14 protein-coding genes are annotated in these 14,269 nt (G+C 60.6%); 6 read left to right on the top strand and 8 right to left on the bottom strand.

Translation table 11 applies throughout. The features are described 5' to 3' along the window. Positions 1–258: 258 nt before the first annotated feature. The 3 genes from speF to MMS95_RS00170 all read left to right on the top strand — a co-directional run bounded on the left by speF (position 259) and on the right by MMS95_RS00170 (position 4,192). The gene (gene speF, locus MMS95_RS00180) at positions 259–2,421 is read left to right on the top strand and encodes an ornithine decarboxylase SpeF (RefSeq protein ID WP_015376427.1); all 2,163 of its coding nucleotides are present in this window, start codon (positions 259–261) and stop codon (positions 2,419–2,421) included. A 62-nt stretch (positions 2,422–2,483) separates the two neighbouring features. After that, positions 2,484–3,800, top strand: coding sequence for a putrescine-ornithine antiporter (gene potE, locus MMS95_RS00175; RefSeq protein ID WP_015376426.1), 1,317 nt, complete (start codon positions 2,484–2,486; stop codon positions 3,798–3,800). 86 nt (positions 3,801–3,886) lie between these two features. Next, the gene (locus MMS95_RS00170; protein ID WP_242141275.1) at positions 3,887–4,192 is read left to right on the top strand and encodes a GIY-YIG nuclease family protein; all 306 of its coding nucleotides are present in this window, start codon (positions 3,887–3,889) and stop codon (positions 4,190–4,192) included. Here the strand turns inward: MMS95_RS00170 and MMS95_RS00165 are convergent. Together MMS95_RS00165 and MMS95_RS00160 are read right to left on the bottom strand one after the other, a co-directional pair. Beyond that, the gene (locus tag MMS95_RS00165; protein ID WP_099783280.1) at positions 4,179–4,682 is read right to left on the bottom strand and encodes an N-acetyltransferase; all 504 of its coding nucleotides are present in this window, start codon (positions 4,680–4,682) and stop codon (positions 4,179–4,181) included. The genes MMS95_RS00170 and MMS95_RS00165 overlap by 14 nt on opposite strands. Then, on the bottom strand, positions 4,676–5,203 hold the full coding sequence (locus MMS95_RS00160; protein WP_156866159.1) for an SCP2 domain-containing protein: 528 nt from the start codon (positions 5,201–5,203) through the stop codon (positions 4,676–4,678). The genes MMS95_RS00165 and MMS95_RS00160 overlap by 7 nt, the downstream gene beginning before the upstream one ends. A gap of 252 nt (positions 5,204–5,455) precedes the next feature. On the opposite strand from MMS95_RS00160, the gene MMS95_RS00155 reads away from it, so the two are divergent. Both MMS95_RS00155 and MMS95_RS00150 read left to right on the top strand, forming a co-directional pair. Further along, on the top strand, positions 5,456–6,451 hold the full coding sequence (locus tag MMS95_RS00155; protein WP_242141274.1) for a peptidase U32 family protein: 996 nt from the start codon (positions 5,456–5,458) through the stop codon (positions 6,449–6,451). 11 nt (positions 6,452–6,462) lie between these two features. Then, the gene (locus tag MMS95_RS00150; RefSeq protein ID WP_242141273.1) at positions 6,463–7,341 is read left to right on the top strand and encodes a U32 family peptidase; all 879 of its coding nucleotides are present in this window, start codon (positions 6,463–6,465) and stop codon (positions 7,339–7,341) included. A gap of 307 nt (positions 7,342–7,648) precedes the next feature. Here MMS95_RS00150 and MMS95_RS00145 read toward each other — a convergent pair whose 3' ends face one another. The 4 genes from MMS95_RS00145 to MMS95_RS00130 all read right to left on the bottom strand — a co-directional run bounded on the left by MMS95_RS00145 (position 7,649) and on the right by MMS95_RS00130 (position 11,421). Further along, positions 7,649–8,068: a hypothetical protein gene (locus tag MMS95_RS00145; RefSeq protein ID WP_151262550.1), complete on the bottom strand. Its 420-nt coding sequence runs from the start codon at positions 8,066–8,068 to the stop codon at positions 7,649–7,651. A gap of 109 nt (positions 8,069–8,177) precedes the next feature. Continuing rightward, complete coding sequence (locus tag MMS95_RS00140; RefSeq protein ID WP_049243041.1) at positions 8,178–9,317, bottom strand: ABC transporter permease; 1,140 nt, start codon at positions 9,315–9,317, stop codon at positions 8,178–8,180. Continuing rightward, on the bottom strand, positions 9,314–10,468 hold the full coding sequence (locus MMS95_RS00135) for an ABC transporter permease (RefSeq protein ID WP_015376418.1): 1,155 nt from the start codon (positions 10,466–10,468) through the stop codon (positions 9,314–9,316). The genes MMS95_RS00140 and MMS95_RS00135 overlap by 4 nt, the downstream gene beginning before the upstream one ends. Then, entirely contained in the window at positions 10,450–11,421 is a 972-nt protein-coding gene (locus MMS95_RS00130) for an efflux RND transporter periplasmic adaptor subunit (RefSeq protein WP_004933479.1), read from the bottom strand. The genes MMS95_RS00135 and MMS95_RS00130 overlap by 19 nt, the downstream gene beginning before the upstream one ends. Positions 11,422–11,652: 231 nt before the next feature. Between MMS95_RS00130 and MMS95_RS00125 the strand changes: the two genes are divergently transcribed. After that, positions 11,653–12,666: an LLM class flavin-dependent oxidoreductase gene (locus MMS95_RS00125; protein WP_015376417.1), complete on the top strand. Its 1,014-nt coding sequence runs from the start codon at positions 11,653–11,655 to the stop codon at positions 12,664–12,666. Positions 12,667–12,703: 37 nt separating this feature from the next. Here MMS95_RS00125 and yedF read toward each other — a convergent pair whose 3' ends face one another. After that, positions 12,704–12,943 carry a sulfurtransferase-like selenium metabolism protein YedF gene (gene yedF, locus MMS95_RS00120; protein ID WP_004933486.1) on the bottom strand — a complete coding sequence of 80 codons (240 nt, stop codon included), beginning with the start codon at positions 12,941–12,943 and terminating at the stop codon, positions 12,704–12,706. After that, the gene (gene yedE / locus MMS95_RS00115) at positions 12,940–14,154 is read right to left on the bottom strand and encodes a selenium metabolism membrane protein YedE/FdhT (RefSeq protein ID WP_004933488.1); all 1,215 of its coding nucleotides are present in this window, start codon (positions 14,152–14,154) and stop codon (positions 12,940–12,942) included. The genes yedF and yedE overlap by 4 nt, the downstream gene beginning before the upstream one ends. Positions 14,155–14,269 lie beyond the last annotated feature (115 nt).

Genomic DNA, 14,269 nt, shown 5'->3' with positions numbered 1-14,269 from the left:
TTACGCCGTTGTTAAGAGTGTCTTTGCGTTTCACTTTATTCTCCGCACTCCGGTGATAATGTCTTTTTCTCGCTAAGCGGGAAGGACACGCAACACATTTTTAATTTCGGCCAAGCGCATCTAGGATAAATAAAACAGCGAACACAGTTAATGCCTTTCGGCATCACTGGGTTCTCGCACACCTTTATTTTCGTGAAGGCGTTAACGGCAAATGAAATTATTTGCCGGCGGAATGCCTTTGCCTGAAGAATGAGAAAAATGAAAAAATTAAAAATTGCCGCCAACACCCAAACCCTCGGCTGCTTTGAAACTGAACGCGACATCGTCGATGTGCATCACAGCGATTTCAATGACGTCGCCGCCATCGTGCTGTCGGTAGACGACGTCGCGCAAGGCATGGTGGCGCGCATCGAAGAACACGGCCTGAACATTCCGCTGTTCGTCGCCGTCTGCTGCGAAGAAGAGCTGGATAATGCCGTCTTGCCGGCGCTGCACGGCGTGTTTGAGCTGTGCGGCAAGAATACCCAGTTCTACGGCAAACAGCTGGAGGCCGCCGCCGCCAAATATGAGAGCGAGCTACTGCCGCCATTCTTCAACACGCTGACGCAATACGTAGAAATGGGTAACGCCACTTTCGCCTGCCCCGGCCACCAGGGCGGCGAGTTCTTCCGCAAACACCCGGCGGGCCGCCAGTTCTTCGACTTCTACGGCGAAACGCTTTTCCGCTCCGACATGTGCAACGCCGACGTCAAACTGGGCGACCTGTTGATCCACGAAGGCGCGCCTTGCGCCGCGCAGCAGCACGCCGCCAAGGTGTTCAACGCCGACAAGACCTACTTCGTGCTCAACGGCACCTCGGCCTCGAACAAGGTGGCGACCAACGCCCTGCTGACGCGCGGCGACCTGGTGCTGTTCGACCGCAACAACCATAAATCCAACCACCACGGCGCGTTGATCCAGGCCGGCGCTACGCCGGTTTATCTGGAAACCGCCCGTAACCCGTTCGGCTTTATCGGCGGCATCGACGCGCACTGCTTCGACGAACGCTACCTGCGCCAACAGATCCGCGAAGTGGCGCCGGAACGCGCCAACGAAGCCCGCCCGTTCCGCCTGGCGATCATCCAGCTCGGCACCTACGACGGCACCATCTACAACGCCCGCCAGGTGGTCGACAAAATTGGCCACCTGTGCGACTACATCCTGTTCGACTCCGCCTGGGTGGGCTATGAGCAGTTCATTCCGATGATGAAAGACTGCTCGCCGCTGCTGCTGGAGCTGAACGAAAACGATCCCGGCATCATCGTCACCCAGTCGGTGCACAAACAGCAGGCCGGTTTCTCGCAGACCTCGCAGATCCACAAAAAAGACAAGCATATCAAGGGGCAGAGCCGCTACTGCAACCACAAGCGCTTCAACAACGCCTTTATGCTGCACGCCTCCACCAGCCCGTTCTACCCGCTGTTCGCCGCGCTGGACGTCAACGCCAAGATGCACGAGGGCAAGAGCGGCCAGCGCCTGTGGCAAGAATGTGTGCGCGTGGGCATCGAAGCGCGCAAAATGCTGCTGGATACCTGCACGATGATCAAACCGTTCGTGCCGGATCAGATCGACGGCAAGCCTTGGCAGGCCTATGACACCGCGGCGATGGCCAACGATCTGCGCTTCTTCAACTTCGTGCCCGGCGAGAAGTGGCACGCCTTTGAGGGCTATGCCGAATCGCAGTACTTCGTCGATCCGTGCAAACTGCTGCTCACCACGCCGGGCATCGATACCGCGACCGGCAGCTACAGCGAGTTCGGCATCCCGGCGACCATTCTGGCCAACTACCTGCGTGAAAACGGCATCGTGCCGGAAAAATGCGATCTCAACTCGATCCTGTTCCTGCTGACGCCGGCGGAAGACATCGCCAAGATGCAGCATCTGGTGGCCCTGATCGCCCGCTTCGAGAAGCATATCGAGCAAAACTCATTGCTCAGCGAGGTGCTGCCTGCGGTCTATAAAAACCACCAGCAGCGCTACAAAAACTACACCATCCGCCAGCTGTGCCAGGAAATGCACGACCTTTACGTCAGCTATGACGTTAAAGAACTGCAAAAAGAGATGTTCCGCAAAAGCTATTTCCCACGCGTGGTGATGAACCCGCAGGACGCCAATACCGAGTTCGTGCGCGGCAATGTGGAATTGGTGTCGCTGGCCAAGGCCGAGGGCCGCATCGCCGCCGAAGGCGCCCTGCCTTACCCACCAGGCGTGCTGTGCGTGGTGCCCGGCGAAATTTGGGGTGGCGCCGCGCAGCGTTATTTCCTGGCACTGGAAGAAGGCATCAATTTATTGCCGGGATTCGCGCCGGAATTGCAGGGCGTTTATATCCAACAGGATGAGGACGGCTGGAACCGCGCTTACGGCTACGTCATGAAAAATTAATCACCTTACGGGGCGGCGATTATTCTCGCCGCCCGGATCGCATCCTAAAAGAGAAAATGATCATGAGTAAGTCCAATAATAAAATGGGGGTCGTGCAATTAACGATCCTGACCGCCGTGAATATGATGGGTTCCGGCATAATTATGCTGCCGACCAAGTTGGCCGAAGTGGGCACGATTTCGATCGTTTCCTGGCTGGTGACCGCCGTCGGCTCGATGGCGTTGGCCTACGCGTTCGCCAAATGCGGCATGTTCAGCCGTAAATCCGGCGGCATGGGCGGCTACGCCGAATACGCCTTTGGTAAATCAGGCAACTTCATGGCGAACTACACCTATGGCGTTTCGCTGCTGATCGCCAACATCGCCATCGCCATTTCCGCCGTAGGCTACGGCACCGAACTGTTCGACACCACGCTCAGCCCGCTCGGGATCTGTATCGCCACCATCGGCGTGCTGTGGCTTGCGACCGTCGCCAACTTCGGCGGTGCGCGCATCACCGGCAAAATCAGCGGCATCACCGTCTGGGGCGTGATCATTCCGGTGGTGGGCATCTCGGTCATCGGCTGGTACTGGTTCAGCGGCAGCGCCTACGTCGCCGCCTGGAACCCGCATCAGGTGCCGACCTTCGAAGCCATCGGCGCCTCGATCTCGATGACCTTGTGGGCATTCCTGGGGCTGGAATCCGCCTGCGCCAATACCGACGTGGTGGAAAATCCGGAGCGCAACGTGCCGATCGCCGTACTGGGCGGCACCCTCAGCGCGGCGGTGATCTATATCGTTTCGACCAACGTGATCGCCGGCATCGTGCCGAACATGGATCTGGCCAACTCCACCGCCCCGTTCGGGCTGGCGTTCTCCCACATGTTCAACCCGACGGTCGGCAAGATCATCATGGCGTTGATGGTGATGTCCTGCGTCGGCTCGCTGCTCGGCTGGCAGTTCACCATCGCGCAGGTGTTCAAATCCTCCGCCGACAGCGGCTTCTTCCCGAAAATCTTCTCCAGGCTGAGCAAGGCCGACGCGCCGGTTAAAGGCATGCTGACCATCGTCGTCATCCAGAGCGGCCTGTCGCTGATGACCATCAGCCCATCGTTGAACAAGCAGTTCAACGTGCTGGTGAACCTGGCGGTGGTGACCAACATCATCCCTTACATCCTGTCGATGGCGGCGCTGGTGATTATTCAGAAAGTGGCGAAGGTGCCGGACAACAAGGCGCGCATCGCCAATATCATCGCCGGCATCGGCGCGCTGTACAGCTTCTACGCGCTCTACAGCTCCGGTGAGGAAGCGATGATGTGGGGCGCCATCGCCACCTTCCTCGGCTGGACGCTGTACGGCATCGTCTCGCCGCGCTTCGAGCTGGCGGGAAAAAAGGGGTAAAGCGGTAAGGCACCGGCGGCCAGGGATGGGATTGTGATGGCGAACATGCCATCATACGCCGACCCTGGCCACCGAAACGGCGTACGATGACCGACACTACCCCCACTCCCTGGCACCTCTATATGCTGCGTTTACCGAGCGGCATACTGTATACCGGCATCACCACCGACGTGGCGCGCCGTCTGGCGCAACATCAGGCCGGCAAAGGCGCCAAGGCGCTGCGCGGCAAAGGGGAGCTGACGCTGGCGTTTCACTGCCAGGTGGGGGATCGCTCAACGGCGCTGAAGCTGGAATACCGCGTCAAACAGCTGAGCAAAATACAAAAAGAGCGGCTGGTGAATCACCCGCCGCTGTCATTGGAGGATTTGTTGCCGGTGGTTAAAAGCGATTAAACGGCGCCGAAAAAGCTACTTCGCCGCTGACGCCATTCAGAGCGTCTTGCGCCAGCGGATACACCTGGAATGCGCTTTCCGTGTCCGGCCAGCGGCAGTGCAGGCCATAGGCAGCGGCCGGTTTGAAACCGAAGCGGCCGTAATAGGCCGGATCGCCCAGCACCACCACCGCGGCGTAGCTGAATTCGTTCAGCGAATCCAAGCCTTCGTACACCAGCTTTTCAGCCAGCCCCTGACGGCGCAGGCTTTCATCAACCGCCAGCGGCGCCAGCGCCACCCATTGGCGGTCTTCGCCGGCCACGTCTACCGGGCTGAACGCGGCATAACCCACTACGCCGCCTTCGTCGTCAGTGGCGACCACGCCCAGCGTCAGCAGGCCGTCTTCGCGCAGCTGTTGCACCAGGTCTGCTTCGTCGTCGCGGCCAAAGGCGCGGCGCAGCAAGGCGTCGATGCCCGCCGCGTCTACCGGGATCTCTACGCGGATCAGCATGATACCGCCACACGGGAAGCCGACGCCGTGCCCTCCTGCAGCCCTGCTTCGACAAAATCAGCCAACTGCAGCAGCCCCATGCGCAGCGGCGCAGGCATGCTTTCCAGCTCGATGGCGTCCATCAAATTTTTCACATACAGGCCCAATTCGGTATCCCCTTCAATCTGCAGCCGACGCTGAAAGAACAGCGTATCCGGATCTTGCTTGCGCGCCGCGATCAGGATCAGATCGTTGGCGTCGCCGCTGAAGCTGACGTCCGCTTCGGCGTGCTGGCTGACCACCAGTTTGTCGTTTTCTACCGTCATAAACCAGTGTAGCGCCAGATCGCGAACTTCGATCTTTAACCAGCGCGATTCGAGAAATTCCAGTTCGCCATCCGCCAACGCCTGGCGGAACTGCCAGCTCAGCACCTGTTGCAGCAGCTGGCGCTGCAGGGCGAACGGCGTGAATTTCAGCGGGATGCGCAGCAGCGACGGCCCCTGGCGCACAAGGCGTGCTCGTAGTTGTTCCAACACGGTCATCCACTCCTTTCAATACGGACTACCGCTATTTTGCCACACTGGCGCGCGGCTTCAGCGGTCTATATCAACAAATAGTGCATTTCACCGCCATGTTTATCAATACGCCATAAGCTGCCCCAAATCAAAACCTGTGCGCACCCCTTCGCCTAAAATGGCCTCCCCGAATCGCGTTTGCCGGCGGAACACCGCCGCCGGCAACCTTTAAAGACAGCGTGCGCCCGGCCGGGCGTACGGCTAAGCCAGGATAAATCTATGGAGCTGCTTTGCCCCGCCGGCAACCTGCCGGCCCTGAAGGCCGCGGTGGATAACGACGCCGACGCCGTTTACATCGGTCTGAAAGACGATACCAACGCGCGCCACTTCGCCGGCCTCAACTTCACCGAGAAAAAGCTGCAGGAAGCGGTTGATTACGTGCATCGCCACGGCCGCAAACTGCATATCGCCATCAACACCTTCGCCCATCCCGACGGCTACGCCCGCTGGCAGCGCGCGGTGGATATGGCTGCCCAGCTGGGCGCCGACGCGCTGATTCTGGCGGATCTGGCGATGCTGGAATACGCCGCCCAGCGCTACCCGCAGCTGGAGCGCCACGTTTCGGTGCAGGCCTCCGCCACCAACGAAGAGGCGATCCGTTTCTACCAGCGCAACTTCGAGGTGGGCCGGGTGGTGCTGCCGCGCGTGCTGTCGATGCATCAGGTGAAACAGCTGGCGCGCACCAGCCCGGTGCCGCTGGAAGTGTTCGCCTTCGGCAGCCTGTGCATCATGGCCGAGGGGCGCTGCTACCTCTCCTCCTACCTGACCGGCGAGTCGCCGAACACCGTCGGCGCCTGCTCGCCGGCGCGCTTCGTGCGCTGGCAGCAAACCCCGCAGGGTATGGAGTCGCGCCTGAACGACGTGCTGATCGACCGCTACCAGGACCATGAAAACGCCGGTTACCCGACGCTGTGCAAGGGCCGCTATCTGGTGGACGACGTGCGCTACCACGCGCTGGAAGAGCCCACCAGCCTCAATACGCTGGAGCTGCTGCCAGAGCTGCTGGCCGCCAACATCGCCTCGGTGAAGATCGAAGGCCGCCAGCGCAGCCCGGCTTACGTCAGCCAGGTGGCGCGCGTCTGGCGCCAGGCGATCGACCGTTGCCAGGCTGATCCGACCGCCTACCGCGCCGACGCCGCCTGGATGGAGACGCTGGGCGCGATGTCCGAAGGCACCCAGACCACGCTGGGCGCCTATCACCGCAAATGGCAGTAGCCGGAGGAAACATGAAATACGCACTGGGGCCGGTACTCTACTACTGGCCGAAAACCGACATCGCGGCGTTCTATCAACAGGCGGCGGAGAGCAGCGCCGACATCATTTACCTTGGCGAGAGCGTCTGCACCAAACGGCGCGAGATGAAGGTCAGCGATTGGCTGGCGCTGGCGCGCGAGATCGCCCATAGCGGCAAACAGGTGGTGATCTCCACGCTGGCGCTGCTGCAGGCGCCGTCCGAGCTGAATGAGCTGAAACGCTATGTGGAGAACGGCGAGTTCCTGCTGGAAGCCAACGATCTGGGCGCGGTGAACATGGCGGCGGAACGCGGCTTGCCGTTCGTCGCCGGCCATGCGCTGAACTGCTACAACGCCTATACCCTGCGCCTGCTGCGCCGCCAGGGCATGATCCGCTGGTGCATGCCGGTCGAGCTGTCGCGCGACTGGCTGGCCAACCTGCTGACGCAGTGCGACGAGCTGGGCTTCCGCCACGATTTCGAGGTAGAGGTGCTGAGCTACGGCCACCTGCCGTTGGCCTATTCGGCGCGCTGCTTCACCGCCCGCTCGGAGAACCGCGGCAAGGACGAGTGCGAAACCTGCTGCATCAAATATCCGCAGGGCCGCATGATGCGCTCCCAAGAACAACAGCAGGTATTCGTGCTCAACGGCATCCAGACCATGAGCGGTTACTGCTACAACCTCGGCAACGAGCTGCCGAGCATGCAGGGGCTGGTGGACATCGTGCGGCTGTCGCCGCAGGGCGCCGAGACGCTGGCGCAAATCGACGCCTTCCGCGCCAACGAGCGCGGTGAGCAGCCGCTGGCCTTGACCGACCACGCCGACTGCAACGGCTACTGGCGCCGGGTGGCGGGGCTGGAGTTGGTGTCTTAACGAGGACAGAGCCGGCAGCGGGCGCTGCCGGCTCTGTTTATTTATCAAGATTAATGCGCTCATCTCCACCGTGGAACCAATGGAATAAACTTACACACATCAGGCAGCAGCTTCTGATACCAAAATAAGTGAAAACCGCGATGGCCGCATCTACCAAATGTTCTCCGTATGAAATAATACTCAGTGAGGAGAACGAGACAAGTAACATACTCAACGTTAGCGCAATCATATTACATAGCGGGTTTAAAAGACGTCTATTAACCATAACCCACCCTCTATTTTTGACACTCTAAAAGCGATTTACTCATCACCAGCGACATTGCCCATTAACGCTATTGGCGTTTTTATTCCCACCCAAGGCACCACCGTTATTCTTATTATTCCCGGCAGGGCTGTTATCTGCGCAAGAGACCGCCCCCATTAAGCCACCGGCAACCGCCATACCTATCATCCCTGGAGGGCCGCCGGAAAAACCGGTAAATGCGCCAATGATAATGCCCATTCCAACCTGATTGGCACAAGAGTTTGACGCACCTCTGCCTGGCCTGTCACGATCGCCGCCGTTATTTCCATCGCCACAACCGCCAATCAATTTTATCTCATCAAAATCAAGCGCTCTTATTGTTGACATATTATTCCATCCTTTAAATAACACGTTATAGATAAAGTTAACGCCAACCATTAATTCCCTAAGCAGGTCGACAATTACAACTACCAAAATCAACATAACAAATCAAATTAAAAATAAGAGTAGACGCCCAGCTAAATAAATCACCTTAGACATATCAATAATACGAAATAATAAAGGCGCCGAAAATGGCGCCTTTATTTATCCCCTACGCCCGCCGCTTCCTGAACATCCCGCGCAGCGCCACGCTGTTGCGCAAGAAGCCGACGCCGAAGCCCAGCAGGGTGTAGACCACGCCGAGTATCAGCATCATGGCGACGTCGCCCCACACCTCATTCAGCGACAGCCCCATCTGGTTGACGCCGGCGATCGCCTTGGTGCCCCAGGTGGAGGGGATGCTGTACGAGATGGCGCGCACCCAGGCCGGCATCGACTGCAGCGGCCAGATAGTGCCGGACAGGTAGAAGATCGGCGTGGTGATGAACGCCAGCGTCAGGTAGATCATCTCGACGCTGCGCAGGCACTCGGTCACCAGCTTGCCCAGCCCCAATACCGCCAGCAGGAACGGGAAGGTCAGCAGCAGCAGCTCGGCGATGTTCGCCGTCTGCCTATAGCCCAATACCCACGGCCACAGCACGAACAGCACGATCGACAGGAACAGCCAGATCGGCAGCAGCGCCGTCAGCCCGCCGAGGTGCGCCGCCAGCGGCGCCTTGCCGCCGGGCATGCTCTTCATGGCGATATTGACGCGGATGCAGGCGATCAGCAGCGAGTGCTGCAACAGCATCACCAGCAGGCCGGGGAAGATGATCGCCGCAAAGCTGATGCCGGGGTTGAACACGTCCAGCGTTTGCCCCAGTATCGGCGTCAGCAGTATCTGCGCCTGCCGTTCGCTGAAGCCGCTGCGCAGCAGCAGCCCGTTGTTGTATTGCGTCAGCAGCTGCTGATAGGCCGCCACCACGTCCTGCTGGATCTGGCCGTTGGCCAGGCGGTTGGTGGCGTCGCCGTACATCGGCACCACGATGTTCTGCCCGCTGAGAATTTTCTTCTCCAGATCCACCGGCATGATGATCACCGCAAACAGCTTGCGCCAGCTGAGATCGCGCTGCGCCTGTTCCAGGCTGTCGTAGGTTTCAATCGCGATCTTGGAGGTTGCGTCCAGTTGGCGGATCAGCTGCCGACTGGCGGTGCTGTGATCCTGATCGATCACCCCCACCGGCAGATCCCACACCGTGCGGTTGGCGTACACCAGGCTCATGATGCACAGCGACAGGATCAGCATCAGCCACACCGGCCGCTCCAGCATGCCGAGCAGCACTTTAACGAAGGTTTGCCAATAAAGCTTCATCCGGCGCTCCCCTCTTTTGCCAGCCGCGCCGGCAGGCGATTGCGCACCAGCAGCGCGGCCACCAGCGGATAGACCGCCAGCAGCGCGCACACGCTGAAGATGGCGCTGGCGTGCACCTGCCGCAGGAACACGTCAAACATCGCGTACAGCGCGTGGGTCAGCGGTTCGATGTTGGAAATAATGCGCGCCGGCAGCGGCATCGACAGCTCAGGCACCGCCATACCGGAGAAGGTCATTGCGATACTGACCAAAATACCGATCAGGCTGTAGGCGGTGATGGTGCTGCCGGTAAAGGTGTACAGCAGCAGGCCGATGCTCTGCGCCGCCATCACATAGAACAGGCCGATCATCAGCATAAACAGCGGGTTGCCGCTGACGCGGGCGTCAAAGATGCCCACCAGCGCCGCGATCTCGACCATCAGCAGGGTGGTGAAACACAGCGTGTATGGCGCCAGCTTGCCGAGCAGCGCCAGGCTGAACGGCTTGGCCTGCAGCAGCGACTTGCTGCGCGCCAGCACATATATCATGCAGGTCACCGCGAACAGCTGCAGCAGGTGGATGGTGGCGGCGAACTGCTGGTAATAGATATAGCTGCCGCTGGCGTTGAACAGGCTGCCGTAGGAGAGCGTCACGTCCGCCAGCGGCGGCAACGTTTTGCCCATCTCGGTGGCGATGATGCTGCGGGTGCTGGCGTTGATTTCGTTCATCAGGCCGCCAAAGTCCTGGGTGGAGTACAGCCCGGCGCCGTAAAACAGCGCGTTGTAGTACATCACCACGCTCGGCTGTTTGCCCGACAGCGCATTGGCCTCAAAGTCCGGCGGGATATACAGCAACGCGTAATCCTGCGCGCTGCGCAGGCGGCTCAGCGACTCCGGCAGCCCGCCGCCGTATGCCTCGACGTGGGCGTGCGACCCGGCGTCCAGCCGGCGCGTCAGCGATTTGGACAGCGGGCTGTGATCGCTGTCCACTACCGAGACCGGCAGATCGAGCAGCGTGCCTTCGGAGAAGTTGCTGCTGATCAGCGCAAACAGGATCAGCGGAAAGATCCAGCTCAGCCAGTGCACCACCGGGCTGCGAAAGGCGACGCGACACTCTTTGTCGAACGCGTGACTGAAGCAGCGCCAGCCGGCCCTTACTCTTTCCATTGCCATAAGGTGCTCATCCCCGGACGCAGGCCGTCCACCGGCTGTGACGGATACAGGCGCACTTCGAAGGTTTTCAGGTCGAAGTCGCCGGTGGCGCGGGTGGCGCGTTTGGTGGCGTAATCCCCCAGCGGCGCGATGTAGCGCACCTCGGTGTCGATCATTTTGTCCTTCAGCGCCGGCACCCGCAGCTTGACCTTGTCGCCTTTGCGCACGTGGGCCAGGATGTCTTCACGCAGGTTAAACACGAAGTAAGCGTCCGGCACCCGGATCAACGTCACCAGCGGGCTGCCGGCGTTCAGCAATTCGCCCACTTCGGCCGGGATCGGCCCCACTTCGCCGTCCACCGGCGCTTTCACCTGCAGATCGTCGCTCTGCGCCTGGATCTGCAGCAGGTTCTCTTCCGCCGCCCGCAGCGCCGCCGCATATTGCTGCCGCTGCTCGACGCGGTCGCCGTTGATGCCTTCATCCAGGTTGGCCTTGGCGGCCTGCACCTGCTGGAAGGCGGTGTCGCGCGACCGGCGCGAAGCGTCCAGCTCGGACTTCGAGATATAGCCCTTGCCGGCCACGCTCAGGTTACGGTTGTAGTCGTTTTGCGCATTGCGGTACTGCGCCTCGGCCTGCGCCAGGTTGGCGCGCAGGTTGCGGATGCTCTCTTCTCGGGTGCCGTGCAGCGACAGCTCGAGCTGCGCTTTGGCCTCGTCGCGCGTCGCCTGCGCGGAACGCAGCTGCGCCATCAATTCGGGGCTGTCGAGTTGGATGATCAGCTGGCCGCTTTTCACGTCATCGCCGCGTTCGATCAGGCGTTCAACAACCCGGCCTTTCGCCTTGGATGCGACGATCACTTCGGGGGCATCCACTTCACCCTGCAGCAACAGATCCTGATTGTGCGCGCGGAACAGGATCGCCAATGCGATCGCCACCATCATCAGCAACAGGGTAAACAGCGTCTTTTTTTTCATTATATCGGCTCCCGGAACGGTAAGCGGCGGGCGGGGATCATCATTTCCATGTCTCAAATTGCTCCAAAAAACACCATTGCACTCATGAGGATATCACAAGCACATATCTCCTCTTTTATAACTATAAATTGGATTATGCTTTTAACACTAAAAAGCATCTTTTTTCGGCCTTTTAGTATGCAGATTCCTGCAATCGCCCTTTAAGCGATCCACTCTCTGATGGACGATGTCATGACTGAACACACTGCCGTACCGCTTTCGGTACTGGATTTATCGCCAATCCCGCAAGGGGCCAAGGCGCGCGACGCTTTCCACTGTTCGCTGGATCTGGCGCAACACGCCGAACGCTGGGGCTACCAGCGCTACTGGCTGGCCGAGCACCACAATATGACCGGCATCGGCAGCGCCGCCACCTCGGTGCTGCTGGGCTATCTGGCCGCCGGCACCCAGAGCATTCGCCTCGGCTCCGGCGGCGTAATGCTGCCGAACCATGCGCCGCTGGTGATCGCTGAACAGTTCGGCACGCTGGAATCGCTCTACCCCGGCCGCATCGATCTGGGGCTGGGCCGCGCGCCCGGCACCGATCAACGCACCATGATGGCGCTGCGCCGCCACCTGTCCGGCGATGTGGATACCTTCCCGCGCGACGTGCAGGAACTGCAAAACTACTTCTGCGACGCGCAGCCCGGCCAGCCGGTGCAGGCGGTGCCGGGCCAGGGGCTGCATGTGCCGCTCTGGCTGCTCGGCTCCAGCCTCTACAGCGCACAGCTGGCGGCGCAGCTCGGCCTGCCGTTCGCCTTCGCTTCGCACTTCGCTCCGGATATGCTGTTCCAGGCGCTGCAGCTGTACCGCGAGAACTTCAAACCCTCCAAACAGCTGGCGCAGCCGCATGCCATGGTGTGCGTCAACGTGATCGCCGCCGACAGCGACCGCGACGCGCGCTTCCTGTTCAGCTCGATGCAGCAGCAGTTCATCAATCTGCGCCGCGGTTCGCCCGGCCCGCTGCCGCCGCCGGTGGATAACATCCACGCGCTGTGGAGCGCCGGCGAGCAGTACGGCGTCGAACAGGCGCTGCGGATGTCGATCGTCGGCGATGAAAAAACGGTGCGTCACGGGCTGCAAACGCTGCTGCGTGAAACCGATGCCGACGAGATCATGGTCAACGGCCAGATTTTCGATCATCAGGCGCGGCTGCGTTCGTTCGAGATCGTCGCCGGCGTGAAGGGCGACATCGTGAAGGGCTAAAAAGCGAAAAGGCGGTGGGAACCCCACCGCCTTGGCGTTAACGCTGGATCAGGTAGCGGATGGTCGGCCCGTCCTGCTGGATATCCAACACCTTGTAGCCGTGGTTGCGCGCATCGAGCGGGATGTTGTTGATCGACTGCGGGCAATCACTGATCACCTCCAGGATCTCCCCCGGCTTCAGCTGCGGCATCGCCTCCAGCGTCGCCACCGCCGGGTACGGGCAAGGCTCACCCAGCATGTCCAGCCGGTAGTCCGGCACTATCGTCGTCTCTTTCATGGCATGCTCCTCAAATTCACCACCTGCGCCTCAGGCCGGGCGCGGAAAAAGCGTTTCTCCCACCACAGCATGGCGGCGAAGGCCAGCGCCAGCAGCAGGTAAGTCACCAGCAGGCCGCCGATCGGGCCGAAGGTATCGAGCAGGTTGATCTTGTCGTAGTCGGTCGCCAGCGCCGGCGCCAGGTCGTCCCAGTAATAGGCCAGCAGCGTAGCGCCGATGATGTTGCCCAGCCCTACCCACCAGTAATGTACCTGCCCTTCCACAGCGCGGTACATCCAACCGGTCTCGCAGCCGCCGGCCAGCACGATGCCGAAGCCGAACAGCAAACCGCCCAGCACCGCATTCGGGCCGGCCCACATGATCTTCGGCGCCACGCCGAGCTGCACATAGCTGAAGATGCCGATGGCGCTCACCGCCATGCCGATGATGATGGCTTTCGCCATGTGGGTGCGACCGGTGATCCACAGATCGCGGAACGCCGAAGTGAAGCAGATCTGCGCGCGCTCGATCAGCAGGCCAAAGCCGATGCCGAACAGCATGGCGATGCCGAGCTTCGGCGCATCGAACAGCGTCCACAGCGACCAGGCCACCGCCAGACCGAAGATCGCCATGCCCAACCGGAAGCGACGGCGCGCCTGCTCAGGCTTCTGCGTCAGCGGCGCGGCGGCCTTCACCTTTTGCAATTTGACCGGAATGCGGAACATCGGCAGCAGCGTGAATTTGGCGCCGAAGTAAGAGCCGGCTGCGGTCGCCAGCGCGAAGAACCAGGCGTGCAACGAGAACTGCGGAATGCCGGTGAAGAACGCCGCCAGGTTGCACCCCATCGCCAGCCGCGCGCCGAAGCCGGCGATGATGCCGCCCAGCAGCGCCTGCACGATGCGAATGCGGTGCTGCGGTTGACGCAGCTTGATGTTGTTGGCCCACAACGCGGCGGCGATGCAGCCGGCGAACATGCCGATGATCATGCGCCCGTCGATGCGCTCCAGCGGCGTGCCCTGCAGGCCGATGACCTTGAAATAGCCCCATTGCTCGGGGTGCAGGCCGAACCACTGCAGCACATGGCCGCCCCAGCGGGTGAATTCGCCGGTCACCGCCCAGAAGGTGCCGGTCATGCCGAAGTAGTAGGTAGAGAGGATCCCGGCGGCGATCACCGCCGGCAGCGGCGCCCAAAAGCGCACCAGGTATTGAGATTTGAACTGCTGCCAACTCATGGCATCTCCCGTGCATATCATCCGTAAGAAAAAACCTTATGAATGATACGCCATTCAGGGGCGTTTGACGGCAACTTTCAGGCATAAAAAAACCAGCCCGCAGGCTGGTTTTTCG

Source organism: Serratia sp. PGPR-27, assembly GCF_022678525.1.
In the GTDB taxonomy this organism is placed as follows: Bacteria; Pseudomonadota; Gammaproteobacteria; order Enterobacterales; family Enterobacteriaceae; genus Serratia; species Serratia nematodiphila.
This window is presented reverse-complemented; position numbering and strand designations above follow the sequence as displayed.

Coding starts and splice junctions, on each gene's coding strand:
- speF (WP_015376427.1), top strand. CDS start 259: ATGAAAAAATTAAAAATTGCCGCCAACACCCAAACCCTCGGCTGCTTT.
- potE (WP_015376426.1), top strand. CDS start 2,484: ATGAGTAAGTCCAATAATAAAATGGGGGTCGTGCAATTAACGATCCTG.
- MMS95_RS00170 (WP_242141275.1), top strand. CDS start 3,887: ATGACCGACACTACCCCCACTCCCTGGCACCTCTATATGCTGCGTTTA.
- MMS95_RS00165 (WP_099783280.1), bottom strand. CDS start 4,682: ATGCTGATCCGCGTAGAGATCCCGGTAGACGCGGCGGGCATCGACGCC.
- MMS95_RS00160 (WP_156866159.1), bottom strand. CDS start 5,203: ATGACCGTGTTGGAACAACTACGAGCACGCCTTGTGCGCCAGGGGCCG.
- MMS95_RS00155 (WP_242141274.1), top strand. CDS start 5,456: ATGGAGCTGCTTTGCCCCGCCGGCAACCTGCCGGCCCTGAAGGCCGCG.
- MMS95_RS00150 (WP_242141273.1), top strand. CDS start 6,463: ATGAAATACGCACTGGGGCCGGTACTCTACTACTGGCCGAAAACCGAC.
- MMS95_RS00145 (WP_151262550.1), bottom strand. CDS start 8,068: ATGTTGATTTTGGTAGTTGTAATTGTCGACCTGCTTAGGGAATTAATG.
- MMS95_RS00140 (WP_049243041.1), bottom strand. CDS start 9,317: ATGAAGCTTTATTGGCAAACCTTCGTTAAAGTGCTGCTCGGCATGCTG.
- MMS95_RS00135 (WP_015376418.1), bottom strand. CDS start 10,468: ATGGCAATGGAAAGAGTAAGGGCCGGCTGGCGCTGCTTCAGTCACGCG.
- MMS95_RS00130 (WP_004933479.1), bottom strand. CDS start 11,421: ATGAAAAAAAAGACGCTGTTTACCCTGTTGCTGATGATGGTGGCGATC.
- MMS95_RS00125 (WP_015376417.1), top strand. CDS start 11,653: ATGACTGAACACACTGCCGTACCGCTTTCGGTACTGGATTTATCGCCA.
- yedF (WP_004933486.1), bottom strand. CDS start 12,943: ATGAAAGAGACGACGATAGTGCCGGACTACCGGCTGGACATGCTGGGT.
- yedE (WP_004933488.1), bottom strand. CDS start 14,154: ATGAGTTGGCAGCAGTTCAAATCTCAATACCTGGTGCGCTTTTGGGCG.